This is a genomic window from Desulfocicer niacini (genome assembly GCF_054657595.1).
Map to the genome: position 1 here is coordinate 12,559 of NZ_BAAHYK010000016.1, position 19,042 is coordinate 31,600.

The 19,042-nt window shown below is 44.0% G+C and carries 19 protein-coding genes; all 19 read left to right on the top strand.

The genetic code is table 11. From position 1 onward, the window contains the following. Window positions 1–595: 595 nt before the first annotated feature. Window positions 596–2,773 (top strand): chemotaxis protein CheA, encoded by a 2,178-nt coding sequence (locus tag ACYQ2M_RS10200; protein ID WP_459916231.1) that lies wholly within the window; start codon window positions 596–598, stop codon window positions 2,771–2,773. Between the two features lie 271 nt (window positions 2,774–3,044). Beyond that, the gene (locus ACYQ2M_RS10205; protein WP_459916232.1) at window positions 3,045–3,650 is read left to right on the top strand and encodes a PilZ domain-containing protein; all 606 of its coding nucleotides are present in this window, start codon (window positions 3,045–3,047) and stop codon (window positions 3,648–3,650) included. After that, window positions 3,647–4,126 carry a chemotaxis protein CheD gene (locus ACYQ2M_RS10210; protein WP_459916233.1) on the top strand — a complete coding sequence of 160 codons (480 nt, stop codon included), beginning with the start codon at window positions 3,647–3,649 and terminating at the stop codon, window positions 4,124–4,126. Before ACYQ2M_RS10205 ends, ACYQ2M_RS10210 begins: the two co-directional genes overlap by 4 nt. Continuing rightward, a complete protein-coding gene (locus ACYQ2M_RS10215) occupies window positions 4,123–4,983 on the top strand; it encodes an HDOD domain-containing protein (protein ID WP_459916234.1) in 861 nt (286 codons plus the stop codon). Before ACYQ2M_RS10210 ends, ACYQ2M_RS10215 begins: the two co-directional genes overlap by 4 nt. After that, window positions 4,984–5,409 carry a response regulator gene (locus ACYQ2M_RS10220; RefSeq protein WP_459916235.1) on the top strand — a complete coding sequence of 142 codons (426 nt, stop codon included), beginning with the start codon at window positions 4,984–4,986 and terminating at the stop codon, window positions 5,407–5,409. Continuing rightward, window positions 5,363–5,833: a chemotaxis protein CheX gene (locus ACYQ2M_RS10225; RefSeq protein WP_459916236.1), complete on the top strand. Its 471-nt coding sequence runs from the start codon at window positions 5,363–5,365 to the stop codon at window positions 5,831–5,833. The genes ACYQ2M_RS10220 and ACYQ2M_RS10225 overlap by 47 nt, the downstream gene beginning before the upstream one ends. 126 nt (window positions 5,834–5,959) lie before the next feature. After that, window positions 5,960–6,751 carry a protein phosphatase CheZ gene (locus ACYQ2M_RS10230; protein ID WP_459916237.1) on the top strand — a complete coding sequence of 264 codons (792 nt, stop codon included), beginning with the start codon at window positions 5,960–5,962 and terminating at the stop codon, window positions 6,749–6,751. Between the two features lie 91 nt (window positions 6,752–6,842). After that, window positions 6,843–7,841 carry a flagellar motor switch protein FliG gene (gene fliG / locus ACYQ2M_RS10235; protein WP_459916238.1) on the top strand — a complete coding sequence of 333 codons (999 nt, stop codon included), beginning with the start codon at window positions 6,843–6,845 and terminating at the stop codon, window positions 7,839–7,841. Continuing rightward, a complete protein-coding gene (locus tag ACYQ2M_RS10240) occupies window positions 7,825–8,697 on the top strand; it encodes a FliH/SctL family protein (protein WP_459916239.1) in 873 nt (290 codons plus the stop codon). The genes fliG and ACYQ2M_RS10240 overlap by 17 nt, the downstream gene beginning before the upstream one ends. 30 nt (window positions 8,698–8,727) lie before the next feature. Then, entirely contained in the window at window positions 8,728–10,059 is a 1,332-nt protein-coding gene (locus tag ACYQ2M_RS10245) for a FliI/YscN family ATPase (RefSeq protein ID WP_459916240.1), read from the top strand. Further along, window positions 10,059–10,502, top strand: a complete 444-nt coding sequence (fliJ, locus tag ACYQ2M_RS10250; RefSeq protein ID WP_459916241.1) for a flagellar export protein FliJ — start codon at window positions 10,059–10,061, stop codon at window positions 10,500–10,502. Before ACYQ2M_RS10245 ends, fliJ begins: the two co-directional genes overlap by 1 nt. Beyond that, on the top strand, window positions 10,499–11,122 hold the full coding sequence (locus ACYQ2M_RS10255) for a MotE family protein (protein WP_459916242.1): 624 nt from the start codon (window positions 10,499–10,501) through the stop codon (window positions 11,120–11,122). The genes fliJ and ACYQ2M_RS10255 overlap by 4 nt, the downstream gene beginning before the upstream one ends. A 372-nt stretch (window positions 11,123–11,494) precedes the next feature. Continuing rightward, window positions 11,495–11,872: a response regulator gene (locus ACYQ2M_RS10260; protein ID WP_459916243.1), complete on the top strand. Its 378-nt coding sequence runs from the start codon at window positions 11,495–11,497 to the stop codon at window positions 11,870–11,872. Between the two features lie 19 nt (window positions 11,873–11,891). Next, window positions 11,892–12,305 (top strand): hypothetical protein, encoded by a 414-nt coding sequence (locus tag ACYQ2M_RS10265; protein WP_459916244.1) that lies wholly within the window; start codon window positions 11,892–11,894, stop codon window positions 12,303–12,305. 10 nt (window positions 12,306–12,315) lie between these two features. Further along, window positions 12,316–13,704, top strand: a complete 1,389-nt coding sequence (locus tag ACYQ2M_RS10270) for a sigma-54-dependent transcriptional regulator (protein ID WP_459916245.1) — start codon at window positions 12,316–12,318, stop codon at window positions 13,702–13,704. 290 nt (window positions 13,705–13,994) lie between these two features. After that, the gene (locus ACYQ2M_RS10275) at window positions 13,995–16,619 is read left to right on the top strand and encodes a tetratricopeptide repeat protein (RefSeq protein ID WP_459916246.1); all 2,625 of its coding nucleotides are present in this window, start codon (window positions 13,995–13,997) and stop codon (window positions 16,617–16,619) included. A 148-nt stretch (window positions 16,620–16,767) separates the two neighbouring features. Further along, entirely contained in the window at window positions 16,768–18,111 is a 1,344-nt protein-coding gene (locus ACYQ2M_RS10280; protein ID WP_459916247.1) for a sigma-54-dependent transcriptional regulator, read from the top strand. An 87-nt stretch (window positions 18,112–18,198) separates the two neighbouring features. Further along, entirely contained in the window at window positions 18,199–18,612 is a 414-nt protein-coding gene (gene flgB / locus ACYQ2M_RS10285) for a flagellar basal body rod protein FlgB (protein WP_459916248.1), read from the top strand. 1 nt (window position 18,613) lies between these two features. Continuing rightward, window positions 18,614–19,039 carry a flagellar basal body rod protein FlgC gene (gene flgC, locus ACYQ2M_RS10290; RefSeq protein ID WP_459916249.1) on the top strand — a complete coding sequence of 142 codons (426 nt, stop codon included), beginning with the start codon at window positions 18,614–18,616 and terminating at the stop codon, window positions 19,037–19,039. Window positions 19,040–19,042 lie beyond the last annotated feature (3 nt).

Here is a 19,042-nt window from a genome sequence, read left to right on the forward strand (position 1 = left end):
AAGAAAAATTGGACGGATAGCGTATGTATGCTGAACAATATATTTAGCTCAATTTCTGAAACTGTTGGTCCAATATAAAGAAAATCATGGTAAATGTCAAAGCTTTAGAATAGAATCAAAAGATGGTGTCTGAGCCTGTTCTCCCGGCTTCGAGATAGCAATATTCCCTTGACACCGTATGAAAACGACTGATAATTGAAAAGGAAATTAGAGTTTGCTCACAACATGGCCCACTCATCACAGATGGCGGGCCAATGTGGTATGCTTGTGTTATTGAAGGCTGATGTTTTTATCAGTCTTTATGCTTTTGACAACTACCTGTATTTTACAACCAAGGTCTCAATAACACAAGCATGACCTTTCTACAAAGTGACCACGTTGTGACCAGGCATGAAAATGACTTCATACGATAAAATAAGGCTATTGGCGGGGAATAATATCCCGGAATGAGAAGCTTGGTATATTTTTTGACAAAAATGTCCTGGGGGGTGCCTGGGGTTTTTCTGAGTTCCTTTTGTTCAGTAATAGAGCCTGGAATCCGGTAGGAGCCGAAAATAACAGCAATGCTTGAGATATGCGGACGTGGGATATGGATATGGATATGAAGATGAAAGAGTTGAAAAATCAGATAGAAGATCTGGCCGGTCAGGTGACCATTGTCACTTCAGACGATATTAATAGCATGGGCCGCATGTTGAATCTTCTGGATGAAATGAAGGTCTCAGCTTCAAGTCTCGGAGCAACCCGGCTTGGTAAAATCCTTGATGCTTTTAAAGGATATGTGGGTCAGATGGTGCTTGGAGAAACCGGGGAAATGCTGCCTCTGGAAGAGGGGCTTGAGTTTATCCGGAGGGCACAGCACTGCTTTGAAACCGGAGAACCCCTGGATTTTGAAATGGTGGCTGTCTCCCGGTTGTTGGGCGGCACAATTACCGAGGAAACGCCCCCATCCCCGATTGATGCATCTCAAACTTCCGGGGAAAATCAGGATGGGCCAAGTGAACAGGCGCAGACCATCTCCGCAGATGATCTGGAAATTTTGTCTGATTTTGTTTCTGAATCCACTGAGAATCTTGAGAGTATAGAGATCAATCTGGTGGAACTGGAGTCTGATCCCACCAACAAAGAAATAATCAATGACATTTTTCGTCCATTTCACACCATAAAAGGGGTGTCAGCCTTTCTTGATCTGAAAAAAATGAACAAACTGGCTCATGTTACGGAGACTTTTCTTGACAGGGCCAGAAACAGGGAATTTCTCATCAATGATGTTGCCACCGATGCCATTTTAATCTCGGTGGATATCATGAAAAAACTGTTGCAGAGAACCAGTGAAGGTGTCCAGCGGAAGACAATGCCCCAGGATGATGACATTGATATTGAAACCATTATCTATCAGCTGACAGAGCTGCCAGCCCAGATTATCAACGATGAATCGGAAAAAGTGGGCGGCATTTTAATACGAAAACACAGGCTTGACCGCAGTGTTGTGGAATCTGCCCTGGAAAAGCAGCGGTCCATGCCAGCAAGGCAGCTTGGTGAAATACTCATAGCCGATGAGAATGTTGATGAAAATGATGTGAATTCCGCCTTGATGGACCAGAAAACGCTCCGAAAGAATGTGGCCTCCCAGGTAAAGGTCAGCACAGATAAGCTTGATGACCTTGTGGACCTTGCCGGAGAACTGGTCATTGCCCAGTCCATGCTTCGGCAAAAGGCATCTGCGGATCCTGCTCTTCACAACAGTCTTTCCCAGTTGGGGCAGATCGTCACCAGTATGCAGTCGGTGGCCATGTCCATGCGAATGGTACAGATCAAATCCACTTTCATGAAAATGATCCGACTGGTCCGGGATCTGTCCAGAAAATCAGGTAAAAAAGTAAAGCTTGAAATGCAGGGTGAGGACACGGAAATAGATCGCAATGTGGTGGAAGCCTTGTATGAACCAATGGTACACATGATCAGAAACTCAGTCGATCATGCCATTGAGCCCGGAGAAGAGAGATCCTTGGCAGGCAAGTCCCCCCAGGGAAAGATCATGCTACGGGCCTTTCACAAGGGCGGTAACATTATCATAGAAATTGAAGACGATGGAAAGGGATTGGATCGAAAAAAAATATTTAAAAAAGCCGTTTCTGTGGGACTGCTGAAATCCGATGATACCCCCACGGATCAGCAGATAGATCAGCTGATTATGGCTCCTGGATTTTCCACTGCCAGTAAAATTACCGATATATCCGGTCGGGGGGTGGGCATGGATGTGGTGAAAAAGGCCATTGAAAAACTCAGAGGCCAGTTGACCATTGTTTCCAGACCCGGCCTGGGGGTTAAGTTTATCATTGCCCTTCCACTTACCCTTGCCATCATTGACGGCATGCTTGTGCGTATCGGCAAAGAAAAATATATTCTTCCCACATTGGCGGTGAGCCGTTCCTTTCGACCGGAAAAGGCCAATTGCAACACAGTGCAGGGTACAGGTGAACTTGTAAAAGACGGTGATACCTTGATACCACTGATTCGGATGACACGTTTTACCCGCATTGAAAATGAATTTGAAAATCCCTGGGAAGGGCTTGTGGTGGTGCTGGAGTCCAGGGAAGAAAAAAGGGGGTTTCTTGTGGATGAACTCCTGGGAAGAGATGAATATGTAATTAAAAACCTTGGTTACAGCCTTGAACATGTCAAGGGCGTTTCCGGAGGAGCCATACTCGGTGACGGCACTGTGGGGTTGATTTTGGATGTCCATGGCCTTTTTGCCCTTGCCATTCAATGAATCAGGGGGGCACCAGTTTCCTTGGGGAGTGCGTATTGTTCGGCTGTGATGGTGCGCTCTTCTTGGCTAACAAAATGACATCTGATTAGAACTGCTGGTCCCAATAACATAAATACAACCTCGTTTCTTAGTGCTTAAGTCAGAAACTTGATTGTTTTATACTCAGGTACTTTGTCTGGGAAAATGATTGATATGATGTGGGCATGATAATTGCTTATATTTTTGATATTTAATTCTATTATTATATTTTTCCAGGAGAGGTGAGAATTATATGGATGGAAATTCAAAGGAAAACAGGGAATTTGTCAGGGCAAGCCTGACCTTTGACGTAAAATTCAGGGTGGTTTCCAGAGAAGAATACGAATCCTCAAAGATAAAAATATCCCAATTATCTCCCCACCAGGGAAAGAGTCAAATTGTTGACGCAGATATCCCTGCGGTCCAGCTGGAGCGTGCCAGCATAAGCCAGGAGTTGATGGATTTTTTAATTCACATGGATGACAAACTAGACCAGATTTTAAGCCTTTTAACCCAGAATGAACCTGAGACGGTACGCTTCAAGAAAGGGACAGCGCTTGACATCGGTGGTGCCGGAATGAAAATGGCTGTGGACAGCCCTGTGGATGTGGGTGAACTTGTTCATATACAGCTTGTTTTATCAAGGATGCCCATGATGATGGTGGATGTTTATGGGGAAGTGGTTCGGGTGGATACCCCTTCCGGTGGGGGGAGCGGTTTTTTTTACCTTGGCATTAAATTTTCTGATCTGGACATAAACACCAGGGAGAAAATTATTTCCAGTATTTTTCAGCAGCAGCGAAAGCTTATCAGAAACAGAGATCAAAGCGATTTCCCTGCTGCAGGAGATGCGGAATGAATCGGATTGTTGGGGTTGGTGATATGAAAATCAGCAATGAGGCCGGTGACATTCTGGTGACCTATTCCCTTGGATCCTGCATAGGGCTTGCCATTTATGATCCTGTTGCAAGGGTGGGCGGCCTGCTTCATTACATGTTGCCCGAATCCAGTATTGACAAGGAAAAAGCCCGGCGCAATCCCTATATGTTCGGTGATACCGGAATTCCATCCCTTTTCAAGGCGGCATATCAATATGGCGCAAAAAAGAATCGGATTCGTACCATTGTGGTTGGGGGCTCACAGATTCTGGATCAGACGGGCCTTTTTAACATCGGCAAAAGAAACCACGCACTGCTTCGCAAAATGTTCTGGAAAAATAATGTGATGACCCATTACGAAGATGTGGGGGGCACGGTTAACCGCACATTGAAACTAGACGTGGAAACGGGGCAGGCCTGGTTGAAAGTGTCCGGTTCGGAGGTCATAAAAATATGAATACCATGGAAGCAATTATAGCAGAAATTGATACATTGACCCCGGCTTCCTGTATCAGTGACAGGATGATGGCCATTCTGTCAAATCCCCATAGTTCCAGCGCAGATCTGGTGGATCTTGTTAAATATGATCAACGATTGACGGTTAATTTGTTGAGATTATGTAATTCTGCCCATGTGGGGGCCGTCAGGAAGATTACATCCATCAAGCAGTCTGTGACCATGCTGGGGATGGATAAGGTGATTTCCCTGATTATGCTGGCAAACAATGCGGAAAATTTTAGATCTGCCCAGGAAGGATATGATCTTGAGCTGGGTGAATTGTGGAAATATTCCGTCTCCTCTGCTATTATTGCCCAGGAACTTGCTATGGAAAAAAACATTGATAATGTTTCCATGGTGTTCACCGCCGCGTTGATCAAAGATATTGGAAAGGTGATCATGAGTGATTATATTTCAGAGGCCTTTTCTGATATCCGGAATGCGGTTGAAAAAAAAGGGCTGACATTTTTGGACGCAGAAAAAGCAGTACTGGGAATTGATCATGCTGAACTGGGTGCCCGGGTGGCCAGAAAATGGCAATTTGATCCTGTGATGGTGGACATTATCGCCTTTCATCATGAGCCGGTAAAATCCCCTAAAATGCATCTGCCCCTTTGTACGGTGTATGTGGCGGACTGCATCTGTATGATGATCGGGCAGGGCGTGGGGGCCGATGGCCTGGCATACAGGTATTATCAGGATGCCGTGGATCAACTGGAGGTGACGGCCGTGGATATCCAGCGGATTATTGTTCGGTTCCGGGAAAAATATGAAGAAATTGATGCGTTGATTAATATTTCAGGGGGAGACAGATAAATGGCATTTAATGTTCTGGTGGTGGATGATTCTTCTTCAATCCGGGCCATTATAAAAAAGATAATCCGATTGTCCGGCTTTAATGTCGGAGGATTCTGGGATGCATCCGATGGTTTGGCAGCCCTGTCGGTTTTAAAAGAAGAATGGGTGGACATTGTGCTGACCGATATCAATATGCCCAATATGAATGGCATGGAGCTCATTGACCGGATGAAAAAAGATGAGCAAATGGCGGGGATTCCCGTGGTGGTGGTTTCCACCGAGGGCAGTGAGAAAAAGATGCGAGAAGCCATGGCCATGGGGGCTTTGGGATATGTCAAAAAACCCTTTGTGCCCGAAGACATTAAACGGACACTCAATGGGATTCTGGGGGTGGAAGATGGACAGGCAGACCTTGATGGAGATGATGACTCGCTCGATTTCTAATGTGTTTGAAACTGCATTTTTTCAATCCGTGGAAATTCAATCATCAAAAGATTCTCTGGGGATGGCCTTTTTCAGTTCCACAGAATTAATCGGTTCTTTTTTGAAATTTACCGGTAAGTTGTCAGGAACGGTTTCCATTGTGGCTCCGGATGTCTGGGTAAAAAATCTCACCGCGGATTTTCTGGGCATTGATGTTAAGGCTGTGACGGATAACCAGAAACAGGATACCATAAAAGAGGCTGTAAATATGATCGCCGGCCACATGTTTTCTTTTTTTGACAGGGACGGAGAGATACAGCTTGGGATTCCAGGAATGATGACGTCCCTTACCGGGGATGATTTGCGGAAAATAAATGGAGAGGTACTCCGGGTGATGACAGACAATGAATCCCTGGCAGTGGTGACGGACCTTGGGACATCCTGATGTTGAGCTGCCTTGTCCAGACAGATTTTATTTAACAGGCCTGGTGTTAAATACATGACATCCTTACTGAATCTGGGCAGCACAGTTGGGACCCAAGGCCATTTAACGATATGATAAGGGTGGGTAATGAAACAAAATTTTGAGGATGAAATCAAAAATATTGTAGCAAACAAATTATCAGCGCATGAAATGGAGCAGCTGACCTATTTTTTTAAACAGGCAGTAACCCATGCCATGGACCAGGATGATGATGACTTCTACAAGGAAATGACCTCGGAGATGACGGGAAGCGTCAAGGACCTTGCCCTAGTATTGATTGATTTCAGGAAGGATTTTAAATTAAAAATTCGTCCCCACATTGAAGATATTGCCATAAATTATATTCCCCAGACATCGGATCAGCTGGAGGGGATTATTGAAACCACGGAACAGGCGGCCAATACCATCATGGATAACCTTGATCGCATGGGCCAGGTGATCGGCGAAAACAAAAAGATTTCTTCACAGATCAAACAGCTATGCCTTGACACAGGTCATGATGCCACCTCCGAAGAAACGAATGTTCTTAATGAAGAATTCCTTGCCAGGGTGATCTCCAACATGGACAGCCTGGAATCCAACACCGAGGAGAGTATGGCATTGATTACAGATACCTTCACCCAGATGAGCTTCCAGGATCTCACAGGTCAGCGGCTTCAGCGCATCATTAAACTGGTCGGTGAAATAGAAGGTAAAATAAGGAATATGGTAATTTCCTTTGGTATAAAGTTAAAGGAAAGGGAAAAAAATCCAAGTCTCACCGCTGTTGAACTACAGAAGATGGTGGATGAAAAAGCCCAGGCACTTGCCGGTCCCCAGAAAAAGGGCGGCGGGCTGGATCAGTCTGATATTGATGATCTGCTTGGTGATCTTTTTTAAATGCTGTGCATGTTATGATGCCGTTGATCTGGAAAGGAAAAGCACGATGATCTCCTTGGCGAAATTATGAATGGGGAAATAAAGAGAGCGTATGGCGACAAATGGACAATTAGTTCCCAGTGAATTGAACGGGTATCAAAAGGCTGCAATATTTCTTTTGAGTGCAGGGGAAGAATTTTCCACCTATTTTTTTAAAAATCTGGATAAGGAAAGCATTAAGAAGATTGGCAAATACATGTCGGAAATTTCTTATATTTCAAGCGATGTGGTGGATGCCGTTACCAGAGAATTTTTACACGCCTTTGATAATAATGAGCATTTGCTGATTTCCGGAAAGGAATTTTTTGCCAAAAGCGTCAAGGATACACCCGGGGAAGAGGCCCCCGTCAAGGAAAAATCCATTCCCTTTGAAACCCTTGTCAATCTGTCACCGGCAAATCTCAACGGCGCGATTAAGGGAGAACACCCACAGACAATTGCTTTAATTCTTTCCTATCTTCCGGAAAGCACTGCAGCAGAGGTTTTAAAAATGCTGCCCGAAGATGTTAAGCTTGAGGTGGCCTATCGTCTGACTGATTTGGGGGATGTGCCCACGGAATTTATTGATGAACTGGATCAAACCATTAAAAATAGCCTTTCTACCACGGGGACCAGTTCTCGGCAGTTTGATGGTGTGGAGGCATTGGCATCTATTTTAAACCAGGTGGATGGAAAAACGGAGGAAAACATCATGGCTTTTCTTGAAAAACATGATGCTGACCTCGCGGTATCAATTAAACAAAAAATGTTTGTTTTTGAAGATCTTTTGGCTTTTGATGATAAAAATTTTAGGGAAATACTGCAAAACGTAGATAGCCAACTCTTACTCAAAGGCTTAAAGGCGGCCTCAGAAGAATTAAAAGAAAAGGTTTTCAGGAACCTGTCCCAGCGGGCAGCGGAAATGATGCGCGAAGATATGGAAGTCATGGGGCCTGTTCGTTTGAGTGATGTGGAAAGTGCCCAGTTGGAAGTTCTTGGTGTAGCCAAACGTTTGGAAACCGAAGGACGATTGGTATTCCCTGGAAAAGGAAAGGATGATGTCCTGGTCTGATCAAGGCTCAAAAATTGTTAAAAATGCCCGCCTTTTTGAAACATATAAGCTCAAAGCATTTGATGCGGATCTTTTAACGGAGGTTGATGAAAAGAGCCAAGACAAGGAATCGCAGGAATCCTTTGTGGCACTTGACTCCACGGAGTCGACGTCCCAGGCATTTTTACCCCTTGAACACAAGTCTCTAAAAACGGAACCCATTTCCTTTACGGGGTCTGAGTCCGGACAGGAGATTCAGGAAACAAAATCAGACGAAGTAGCACTCACCCCGGAGATCCTTGAAATTCGACGTAAAACCCGGGAGGAAATGGAACGCCTCAAAGAAGAAACCTGTCAGAACTGCACAATAATGGAAAAGGATGCCTGGGAAAAGGGATTTAAAAATGGGGAGACAGAGGGAATCAAGGCCGGAGAGAAAAAAGCACAGCCCCTGATTGAAGGCATGAATACCCTTTTATCAGAAATTATCTCTTTAAAATCAGCACTTTTGACCCAATATGAACGGGAAATCTTGGATCTTATTTTTTCAGTATCTGAGAAAATTATTCATTGTGAAATTTCCCTGGATCAGCGCGTGATTCAGGAGACAGTCCTTCACACCCTTCAATTGGCATCTGAAAAAGAAGGCCTTATCTTAAGGCTTCACCCCGAGGATGTCCATTTAATTGAGACCCTGCAGGCATCATCTGCTGATCCGTCCGGGAAACTGACGGCGTTGTTATTGAAGGCCGATCCTTCGGTGTCCAGGGGAGGATGCCATCTTGAAACCCCCCATGGTGATATTGATGCATCCATTGAAACTCGTCTGAAAAGAGTTTACCAGACGCTGATAAGTCGGTTTGAGGAACAAGACTGATGGTGGAAAAGGGTTGCAATAGAGGTCATAATGGATTCAATCAGCATCTCGTGGGATAAATATCACCAGGCACTTGAGACCTGCCGGACGGTTCGATTGACCGGATCTGTGCTTAAAGTGGCGGGAATGATTGCCGAGGCCAACGGACCACGGGTGAGTGTGGGCAGTATCTGTTCCATCGAAGAAATGCATGGTAATCAAATCAAGGCCGAGGTCATTGGTTTTAATGAGAACAATATTATTCTTATGCCCTTTGGTGACATGGGGGGCATAAGACCTGGCAGTAAAACACTTGCCATCAGCGATACACCGGATGTCCCGGTGGGTGCTGCATATCTGGGTCGTGTGGTGGATGGTTTGGGACATCCAATGGACGATAAGGGTGAAATTCCGGTGGAAAAATATTATCCGGTTTATGGAAACGTACTGAACCCCATGAAACGAAAGATTCTTCATGAAGTCCTTGATGTGGGGGTGTCTGTCATAAACGCCATGATCACCGTGGGAAAAGGCCAACGCATGGCCATTATGGCAGGATCCGGTGTGGGGAAAAGCGTGCTCATGGGAATGATTGCCAGAAATACCACCGCTGATGTTATTATCATTGCCATGATTGGAGAAAGGGGACGTGAGGTACGCGAGTTCATTGAGCGAACCTTGGGAGAAGAGGGTCTTAAAAAATCAGTGGTGGTGGTGGCCACATCTGATACCCCCCCCCTGTTAAGAATCCGTGGTGCTTATACGGCAACGGCCATGGCGGAGTTTTTCCGGGACAAAGGACTGGACGTTCTTTTAATGATGGATTCGGTTACACGGTTTGCCATGTCCCAGCGGGAGGTCGGTCTTGCTGTGGGAGAGCCACCCTCTGCAAAGGGTTATACGCCAAGTGTGTTTGCCAGGATTCCAAAGCTCCTTGAACGGGCCGGTATTCTGGAAAAAGGAGGAAGTATCACCGGTATTTACACCGTACTTGTGGAAGGTGATGACATGAACGAGCCGGTGGCTGACACCGTTCGCTCCATCACCGACGGCCACATTGTCTTGTCAAGGGGCATAGCCCATAAAGGGCATTATCCCGCTGTGGATGTACCGGCAAGCATCAGCCGGGTGATGAACGATATCGTAACACCGGAACATTCCAGAAATGCAAAGCAATTACTAAAAGTTATTTCGGTGTACCGGGAAGCTGAGGATCTGATTCGCATTGGTGCCTATGTGGACGGCAGTGATCCTGAAATTGATGCAGCCAAAAAAATCATCGGCAAGGTCAATGCCTTTCTTCAGCAGGGGATATACGAAAAGATTTCATTTCAGGAAAGCCTGGATCAAATGGGAAGACTTTTTCAGGGTAGGGGTAAATAATGAAAAAATTTTCTTTCAAGCTGGACAGTGTGCTTAAATACAGGCAGCACCAGGAAGAAAAAGCCCGTAGAGATTTAACGGATGCCACCAATGCATGGGTGGAAACCCGGGAGGTGTGCGACGGGCTGGTGGAAAAAAAAGAAAAACTCCTGGATCAGTTGCGAATAGATGCCATGGAGGGCATGGCAGCTTCCTGGTACATGGCGTGCCAAAATTATGTCAGACAACTGGATGATGAATTGGAACAGGCTCACAACAGACTGGAAAACCAAAACCGGATAGTGGAAGATCACCGGGAGTCTCTAAAAAAGCAATATATGGCAAAGGAGTCCCTTGATTCCCTGAAATCTATTTATGCCCAAAATCATAAAACATTGGTTGAGCAAGAAGAACAAAAACTTATGGACGAGATGATACTGATGAAGAGAGGGGGCCTGTATTGAAGTTTTATGTGCAGGTATTTTTAATCTGTATTATCTGCCTGAAGTGTGTGTTGATTTCCATGTATTTATTCCAGCAACCTTCTAATTCTTTTTTTACAGGTGCGGTTGCCATTGCTGCTTCGGAATCTGGAGATACCTTGGACATGGCGCTTTCGCCAGAGAATACGGCCCCTGAATCTGCTGTCAGTGCTGCTGATCTCGATGCCGCACCACTTCCGGAAGCGGGTATAAGACGGGGGGAGGAACACGCAGCAATAATTGAAGAAAAAGAAAAGTTTCTTGTCCGTCGCGAACAGCAACTTCTGTCTCTTCAGGACGAAATTAACAAAAAGATTGAAGACTTGACTCGGTTGCGGGATGAAATTCGGGATCAAATGGAGATCAAAAGAACAGCAAAGGAAAATCAAGTAAAACACTTGATTAAAATTTATTCCACCATGAAACCCCAGAAGGTGGCCCAGTTGATAGAAAAACTTGATATTAACTTGATTACCGAACTTTTTTCAAGAATGAAGGGAGATGTGGTGGGCCAGATCCTCTCTTTTGTGGATACTGAAATTGGTGCCAAAATCACCCAAGGACTTTTTCCGGAGGATATGGAGGAAACACAGATTCCCTGATATCATTTATGCCGGAAACTCTCTATGGCGTGAGGGTTTCGGATCCTTGTCCTATTATTTTCTTTGGGCGCTCACCTTGACATGATAGTATAACAATTATAGTATCGTTAAGACAAGCTTGATCACAGAATAGGCCATTCCTGATAATAGGCGCGGCATAAGGGTCAGGCTTGTTTAATTGAAAATTGAAGCTTTTATCGGGCACCCGGTCTTTAACGATGTCCTGTGTATAAAAGCAAAATACAGCAAAAGTGTCAACAACCCAAGCCTGATTTTTCCCGTAGGAACCTGTGTTGTGATCAAGCCTGAAAATGCAATATGTTTGAATAAAAAATTACTTGTAAACTATATTTAGGAAAGAGGTGGCATGCTATGGATTTGAATATGGAAGTGCTTATTGTTGACGACTTTGCAACCATGAGGAGAATTTTAAAAAATATTCTTACCCAGATTGGTTTTACGAATCTCTATGAGGCAGGGGATGGAAAAAATGCCTTGAAAGTGCTTAAAAATCAAAAAATTGATCTTATCATGTGCGATTGGAATATGCCTGTCATGACCGGTCTTGATCTTCTAAATGCCGTCCGGGCAGATGAAGAACTTAAGGCCATTCCCTTTGTCATGGTGACGGCTGAAGCACAGAAAGAAAATATCATACAGGCGGTTCAGGCAGGGGTTAACAATTATGTTGTGAAACCCTTTACCACGGAAACCATTACTCAGAAACTGGAAAAAGTGTTTGGCGGTTGATTTCTCAGGAAGGAATGTCATGAAAATCAATACTATGAGTGGAGAATTCTTGCCCCGTGGATATCGGGAGCCCCAAGGTACCGAGGAGACCGAAATCGGTTTTAAGGGAATATTAGATCATCAGATTAAAATGGTGAACACTCCGGGGGAAGTATTGCCAACTTTCGCGTGTGATGCAAGAACAAATGTTATTGCCCAAGGAGATAAACTGTTGTCGCTTCTGGATGACTATGTAGCGGATTTGAAAAATCCCAGAACGACCCTTAAGCAGATTGCACCCCTGGTAAATTCCATTGAACATGAGGCGTGCCGGCTTTATGAAACCGTTGTTGATTCTTCTTTGATGGATGACGATCTTTTGTCTATGATGGATGAATTGAAAATGACAGCGGATGTGGCCATGTACAAGTTTCACAGGGGAGATTTTCTCTAGGGGCATGTTGATGAAACCCATTGCAAAAATACTGGTTGTGGACGATGATGAGGATATACTGGCTTTTATGGGGGATATGTTGGGCCAGAACCCACAGTATAAGGTTACAACAGATTCCGACAGTAAACGGGCGCTTAATTCCCTGGTCATAGGCGCCTATGATCTGGTCATCACGGATTTAAACATGCCAGATGTCGGCGGTATGGAAATTCTTGACCACGTTGTGAACTATACCCCTGAAACCCTTTGTATGATACTCACCGGATACGGCAGTATTTCCAATGCTGTCGTTGCCGTAAAAAAAGGCGCTTTTGATTATATCACTAAACCGGTGAGCCCGACTGATTTTTTGAAGCATGTTGAAGATGCCCTGAAGGTAAAATGGCTTGAAAAAAAGGACGATGAATTCAATCCAAATAAGGAGGATGGTTCCGTATATAAAAATTTTATTGGAACTAGCCCTGCTATAAAAAGAATACATCGCCTGATCGAAAAAGTAGCGGACACTGATACGACGGTTTTTGTCACTGGAGCTTCCGGTACCGGAAAGGAATTAATTGTAAGAACCATTCACCGACTCAGCAGCAGGCGGAAGCATCCCTTTATTGCCGTAAACTGTGGTGCCATTCCCGAAGCCTTATTGGAAAGTGAAATTTTTGGTCATGAAAAAGGTGCATTTACCGGTGCCCATAAAAAACGGGTGGGGCGTTTTGAGATGGCCCGAGAAGGTACTATTTTTCTAGACGAAGTTGCTGAGATGAGCCCTGCATTGCAGGTTAAATTGCTCAGGGTGCTTCAAGAAAGAGTCATTGAACGGGTGGGAGGTACCTGTAGCATTAATGTGAATGCCAGAGTTATTGCCGCCACCAACAAAGAACTTACAACTGCAGTTAAAGAGGGCTCTTTTCGTGAGGATCTGTTTTATCGTTTGAATGTAATTCCCATACATGTTCCGGATTTGATTCATCGTAAATCAGACATTCCGCTTTTGATAGATTATTTTCTGGAAAAATTTCAACGGGGTCGAAAACGGGAAATTCATGGATTTTCCCCCCGGGCCATGGATGCAATTCTTTCACATGACTGGCCGGGAAATGTCCGAGAGCTTGAAAATATGATCAAGCGAATGATTATCCTTTGTGAAAATTCCATGGTGACCCTGGAAGATCTGCCGGAGCATTTTCAAGGTGACCCTTTTTTGCATCCAGTATCACCCGATCTCCCTTTTCTTCATAAGGGAATGACCCTTGCCGATGCGGTGAAAGATTATGAAAATAGATTAATTTTAAATGCTCTGGAAGAAAGTGATGGTGTTAAAGCTAAAGCGGCAAGAATTTTGAATATCAAAAGAACCACTCTGGTAGAAAAAATTAAAAAAAATAAGATGTTTGACACTTGATTCTGATGCCCGGAATCCCAGAAAGTGCTTGATCATAAGATGGGCTAAGCGTCACGATTGATGGGCTAACGGGCTTCGTTTTGTGTTGTCATGCTTTTGACAAGTTTACGTGTTGCAATACAAATTTAAACGAAATCGTCAATAAGGCAAGCCTGAACATCCCATGGCAGATCTTGTAAACAAGCCAAAAAGTGTCAACAATTCACGCCTGGCCCCTTTGCCAAAGCTATTCTCGAGGCCTGCCAATCTTGTGATCAAGCCCGAATTTCAAAAATCGGGAATTGTAGATCGTGTTTTTATCAATAAAAAACAATAAAAAAATATTACCGATTCTGTTGGGAATCCTCTCAATTGTGTTTATCGTTGTGTTGACTCAGAAGGATGTTTGCCCCGCATCTGGAACACCTGCAGCAACGGTGAAGGCATCTGAAAAAAGCTTTAGCATTTTTAATTATGACATCCCCATAACCATCTCTGTTCCATCCATTAAATTAAATACAGATACAAGGATACGAGTCTCGGGATTCCCGGCCAATAATCATTTGGAACTAACTCCCCTGGATGACCCTGCCAGGCTTCTGGTAGATATGTTTATTGCGGTTCCTAACTTTAAAACTGTTACCCTGCCTTTGAATACACCAAGCGTTATGGCATTGCGGGTGGGGCATCATCCAGATAAAATAAGGCTTGTTCTGGAAATTCAAGGTCCCTTGATTCCAGAAACCAGGACGATTTATGACTCCAATGGTTTTGTCCTTGTTGTTAACTCGCCGGGGGTGGATGGTGTCACGATGAATGAAAAATCGGACGATTTCAGCCATAATACATCGGGAAAAAATAAAAATATGGGCAATACTGAATTGGCCGCATTACCAGGCAAATTTGTTGGTTCTGCTCCATTCCCCACGAATGTCAATGGCCGTCGTTTTTTCCGAAGAGGTTTGAAAAGGGATGAACGAGAGAATCCACTTTTTCATCTACCTGTGTCGGACCTGGGACCTGATGCTGCTCTTTTTGCCGGGGGAATTGATAATTATTATTATAATGAGTGGTCATCAGCCATTTCCCAGCTAGAGATTCTCATCGGCAAATATCCCGGTAGTTTTTATGCACAAAAAGCACAGTTTCTGCTGCCAATACTGTATGAAAAAAAGTATGCTGATTCATTGCCGGTGCATTTCAGGGAACTCACCGAGCGCTATCGGGACGCTATTAGTCGTTTTCCTGATTCTCCATTTACAGGCGATGCCATGCTGCGGATGGGAAAGCTGTATCATCAGATGAAAAATTATGCTGAAGCACAGGGATATTATAATTTGGCCTTGAAAAGCAGTCCACCTGATTCCTCAGTTGCTTTGGATGCAAAGTTGTACACAGCTATTATTTTTCGTTTGAAAGGCAGAGAGCAGGAAGCTGAGACCCTTTTACAATCGGTGATTGATAGCGCTACTGACTTTTCTTTAAAGAGTCAGGCAATAATGGAATATGCCAAAATTTTGTATGATCAAAATGCATTTCAGAACTCCCTTGATGAGCTTTTAGGTCTTGTGGAAATGGATGGTGATGCGATATTCCGTTTGCCCGAGGTCGCCCTTTATATGGGGAATAATCATTTTCAACTGGGACATAACACGCTGGCCAGAAAACAATTGTTTCAATATTATAACAGTTCCCCTGATAGTGAAGAAAATCATTTGATTCTGGCCCGCATTGGAGATACCTATCTAAGAGATGGGCGCATCCTGGATGCGGTGAAATTTTTTTTATTTGTATGTAAACGATATCCAGGCACCAGGGGCGCCAATATCAGCTGGATTCGGCTTGCAGAACAACAGGAGGCAAACCCTGAAGTTGATTCTCTGATTCCATTGTCCTCTCGTCAAATTTATGAGAAAGTGCATGGATTTTTCATGGAGAAGGACGAAAGTGACCCCCTTGCCAAGCTTGCATTGCTGAAGCTAGGTGTGTTGTATCAGAAAGAAAAAGCATATGAACAGAGTCTTAAATCTTTAAAAACACTCTTTAGCTACAAGCCCCAGGGGGCGCTAAGGGAAAATGGCACGTATGCATTACAACAAACCCTGCAGTCTATGCTGATAACGGAGAGGGATAATGGAAATCCAGAAAAGCTAATTGCTATTTATGAACAGGAAAAGGAATTGATTCATCTGTTATTTTTTTCAGAGCCCATTTATCTTCTTGTGGCTCGGGCTTATCTTGATTTGGGCTTGAAGGAAAAAGGAGTGGTTGAATTTCAACGTATGGATGGGTTGCTTCCGGACACTGAAAAGCCCGAAGATTTGCTCTATTTTGTGGGACGTCAGGCCTATTGGGATCAGGAAATGGACAAAGCCCGGGAACGTCTGACCCTACTTTTAAAAAATTATCCTGGGGGCAAATATGTCGGAGATGCCACATTACTAATGGCAGAAATTTTTTTTAAGCAGAAGGCATACGACAAGGCCATGGATTTGTTTGATGCTGCATTAAAATATGATCTGTCACGTTGCCGACGGACAAAGCTTTTGCTGCATCTGGCAGAGGCTGCACTTAAAACCAATGAACGAAAAAGGGCATTATCTGCTGCCAGGGAAGCTGAAAAAAATCACGGGAATTGTGATGATGTTTCAGGATATCTGGGAGATGAGATAGGGGATCTTTTTTTTGAACTGGGTGAAACAGATAAAGCCATGGCAGTTTTTAAACGATTGGTGGACATGGAACAGACCCAGGTGGAAAAAGCCTCTCTTAAATATAAGATTGCTCATTGCCTGGAACGTTTAGGACAGAACCAGGAAAGTCTTGTCTATTATGAAGAGGTGGCAGAGCTGGAGGATTCTTTTTGGGGTAATCTGGCCAGGGAAAAGGTGGCTGCCTATGGATTTAAAGATGAAATTCCCACACAGCATAAATAGGCGACTGGATCGAATGGAGCCGAGTTGAGGACAATACCGTCGCGCTGACTGATATTTCGTTACTGGTTATGTCTTTTTGTGCGATAAATCCATTCTCAACGATGCTTTCAGTGTCCTCAGGCTAACAGAATAAGGATATGAAAGATTAATGTTTAAAAAGAAGATAGTGGTATTTGAAACGGATCTCAATGATCAAAATCACATACTTGATGTGCTTGAAAAATTAAATCATGAGGTGATACTGCTGGATGAGCAGGAAGGTGTTTTTCGACAGATAAATGAAAAAGACTGCGATCTTGTAGTCATTGGTGCTGATGCCAGAATAGAACCTGCCTTGGATTTTCTAAAAAATATAAAAAATTCTTATCCCCATCTTCGCGTTATTATTATTGCATCTGCGGTCAATGCTAGGGATGCAGTGACTGCCATGAAACTTGGTGCCGACGATTTTTTCATTAAACCCATGGACTTAGAGCTGATCAAGAACATTTCTTGGCCCGCGGATTTACCCAAGGAGTCTGTGTGCTCTCCAATGGATACAGATCCCTTTGCCATTATCACCCGGGATGCCGGCATGGAAGATCTTTTACGTGTGGCAGGAAAAGTGTCAGACAGCCGCGCATCCGTCCTGATTCAAGGTGCATCTGGAACGGGAAAGGAGCTTGTGGCAAAATATATTCATAATTGCAGTCGCCGACGCAACAAGCCCTTTGTGGCCATAAACTGTGCGGCATTACCGGAAAGCTTGCTGGAAAGTGAATTGTTCGGCCATGAAAAGGGCACTTTTACCGGCGCACTGGCACGAAAAAAAGGTAAGTTTGAACATGCCCACGGGGGAACTTTGCTGCTTGATGAGATCGGTGAAATGGATTATTCCCTTCAGGCCAAGTTGTTGCGAGTGCTGCAGGAACGCGTGGTTGATCGCATTGGCGGAGTGACGCCGGTGCCTGTTGATGTGAGGATTCTTGCCACTACCAATGCAGATTTGGAAGAAATGGTTCGGGGGGGACGCTTTCGTGAGGATCTTTATTATAGATTAAGCGTGATACCTCTGAGATTGCCTCCCCTTGATGAGCGACGTGAGGACATTCCTCTGCTGGCAGAGCATTTTATTAAAAAATATAATAAAATTGACGGAAAAGATGTCAAAGGATTGACGCTAGCTTCTGTGGATTTGTTAATGAACCGTTCATGGCCTGGCAATGTAAGGGAACTTGAAAATGTCATTGAACGGGCTCTTCTCATGGCTGAAGGTACCTTGCTTGAACTAAAAGATTTTTCTTTGGCAGGCCTTCAACGCTCTACGGTGTATTCTACTCCTCCATCCTTTATGCCTGTGGTTTCATTGAAAGAAATGGAAGAAAAAGCTATTTTTCAAACCCTTGATCATACCAATGATAACCGCACCCATGCCGCAAAAATTTTGGGTATCAGCGTTCGCACCCTGCGAAACAAACTCAATGAGTACAAAGAAAAAATGGAAATTCAATAAGTTTAGGAACGTAATTTGCATTATATTTTTTAAAGCCGAAAGTCCAATGCCAATTCGGGGTTGGAATATGTACATAGGGAGAAAAATATGATGCCGAATCGAATGCTTTTTGATCATTCATTTCAGGTGCTTGAAAAAGCGGTTGGAATTTCTCAGCAGAGACATGGATTGATTGCAAATAATATAAGTAACCTGGATACCCCCGGATTCAAAGGCCGGGATATTGATTTTAAATCTGCTTTAAAAGATGCCATGGGCTCAGATATGGAGAATGTCATGCTAACAAAAACCCATGGGGATCACATGGGGGGACCAACCCATGGGGAGCTATCTGTGGATTCATTTGAAGAAGATGTTCCATTTGATGGTCTAAACTGGGTAAACATGGACAATGAAATGAAGAAACTGACGGAAAACAAGCTGGTATACCGCACGGCCGTTGAAGCAATGTTGCGAAAAATAACCATTCTAAAGGATGTGATAAAAGAGGGAGGCCGTTAAAATGAATTTTTTGAAATCTTTTGATATCAGTTTTTCAGGAATCTCCGCCCAACGGCAACGACTGGATATTATCAGTAATAACCTTGCTAATATTGAAACCACGCGCACAGAAGAGGGGGGGCCCTATCGTCGAAAAATGCTGGTCATGCGCCCGGGAGATAATACCATGGATTTTTCAAATACCTTGGATCATGCCCTTGGCGGGGTTGAGATTGATGAAGTTGTGGAGGATTCCACACCTTTTAAACAGGAGTATGCCCCTTTTCATCCCGATGCCAATGAAGACGGTTATGTGTTAAAGCCCAATGTGGATTTGTTCGTGGAAAATGTGGATATGCTCATGGCCAAAAGATCGTTTGAAGCGAATATTGCAGCGGTGAAGGCTGTCAGGGAAATGACACTGAAAGCCCTTGAAATAGGAAGGTAACGC

What these genes read in the sequence shown, in the direction of transcription:
- ACYQ2M_RS10280 (WP_459916247.1), top strand. Translation starts at nt 16,768, where the DNA reads ATGTTTAAAAAGAAGATAGTGGTATTTGAAACGGATCTCAATGATCAA.
- ACYQ2M_RS10215 (WP_459916234.1), top strand. Translation starts at nt 4,123, where the DNA reads ATGAATACCATGGAAGCAATTATAGCAGAAATTGATACATTGACCCCG.
- ACYQ2M_RS10230 (WP_459916237.1), top strand. Translation starts at nt 5,960, where the DNA reads ATGAAACAAAATTTTGAGGATGAAATCAAAAATATTGTAGCAAACAAA.
- ACYQ2M_RS10270 (WP_459916245.1), top strand. Translation starts at nt 12,316, where the DNA reads ATGAAACCCATTGCAAAAATACTGGTTGTGGACGATGATGAGGATATA.
- flgB (WP_459916248.1), top strand. Translation starts at nt 18,199, where the DNA reads ATGATGCCGAATCGAATGCTTTTTGATCATTCATTTCAGGTGCTTGAA.
- ACYQ2M_RS10260 (WP_459916243.1), top strand. Translation starts at nt 11,495, where the DNA reads ATGGATTTGAATATGGAAGTGCTTATTGTTGACGACTTTGCAACCATG.
- ACYQ2M_RS10225 (WP_459916236.1), top strand. Translation starts at nt 5,363, where the DNA reads ATGGACAGGCAGACCTTGATGGAGATGATGACTCGCTCGATTTCTAAT.
- fliJ (WP_459916241.1), top strand. Translation starts at nt 10,059, where the DNA reads ATGAAAAAATTTTCTTTCAAGCTGGACAGTGTGCTTAAATACAGGCAG.
- fliG (WP_459916238.1), top strand. Translation starts at nt 6,843, where the DNA reads ATGGCGACAAATGGACAATTAGTTCCCAGTGAATTGAACGGGTATCAA.
- ACYQ2M_RS10205 (WP_459916232.1), top strand. Translation starts at nt 3,045, where the DNA reads ATGGATGGAAATTCAAAGGAAAACAGGGAATTTGTCAGGGCAAGCCTG.
- ACYQ2M_RS10245 (WP_459916240.1), top strand. Translation starts at nt 8,728, where the DNA reads ATGGATTCAATCAGCATCTCGTGGGATAAATATCACCAGGCACTTGAG.
- ACYQ2M_RS10210 (WP_459916233.1), top strand. Translation starts at nt 3,647, where the DNA reads ATGAATCGGATTGTTGGGGTTGGTGATATGAAAATCAGCAATGAGGCC.
- ACYQ2M_RS10200 (WP_459916231.1), top strand. Translation starts at nt 596, where the DNA reads ATGGATATGAAGATGAAAGAGTTGAAAAATCAGATAGAAGATCTGGCC.
- ACYQ2M_RS10220 (WP_459916235.1), top strand. Translation starts at nt 4,984, where the DNA reads ATGGCATTTAATGTTCTGGTGGTGGATGATTCTTCTTCAATCCGGGCC.
- ACYQ2M_RS10265 (WP_459916244.1), top strand. Translation starts at nt 11,892, where the DNA reads ATGAAAATCAATACTATGAGTGGAGAATTCTTGCCCCGTGGATATCGG.
- flgC (WP_459916249.1), top strand. Translation starts at nt 18,614, where the DNA reads ATGAATTTTTTGAAATCTTTTGATATCAGTTTTTCAGGAATCTCCGCC.
- ACYQ2M_RS10240 (WP_459916239.1), top strand. Translation starts at nt 7,825, where the DNA reads ATGATGTCCTGGTCTGATCAAGGCTCAAAAATTGTTAAAAATGCCCGC.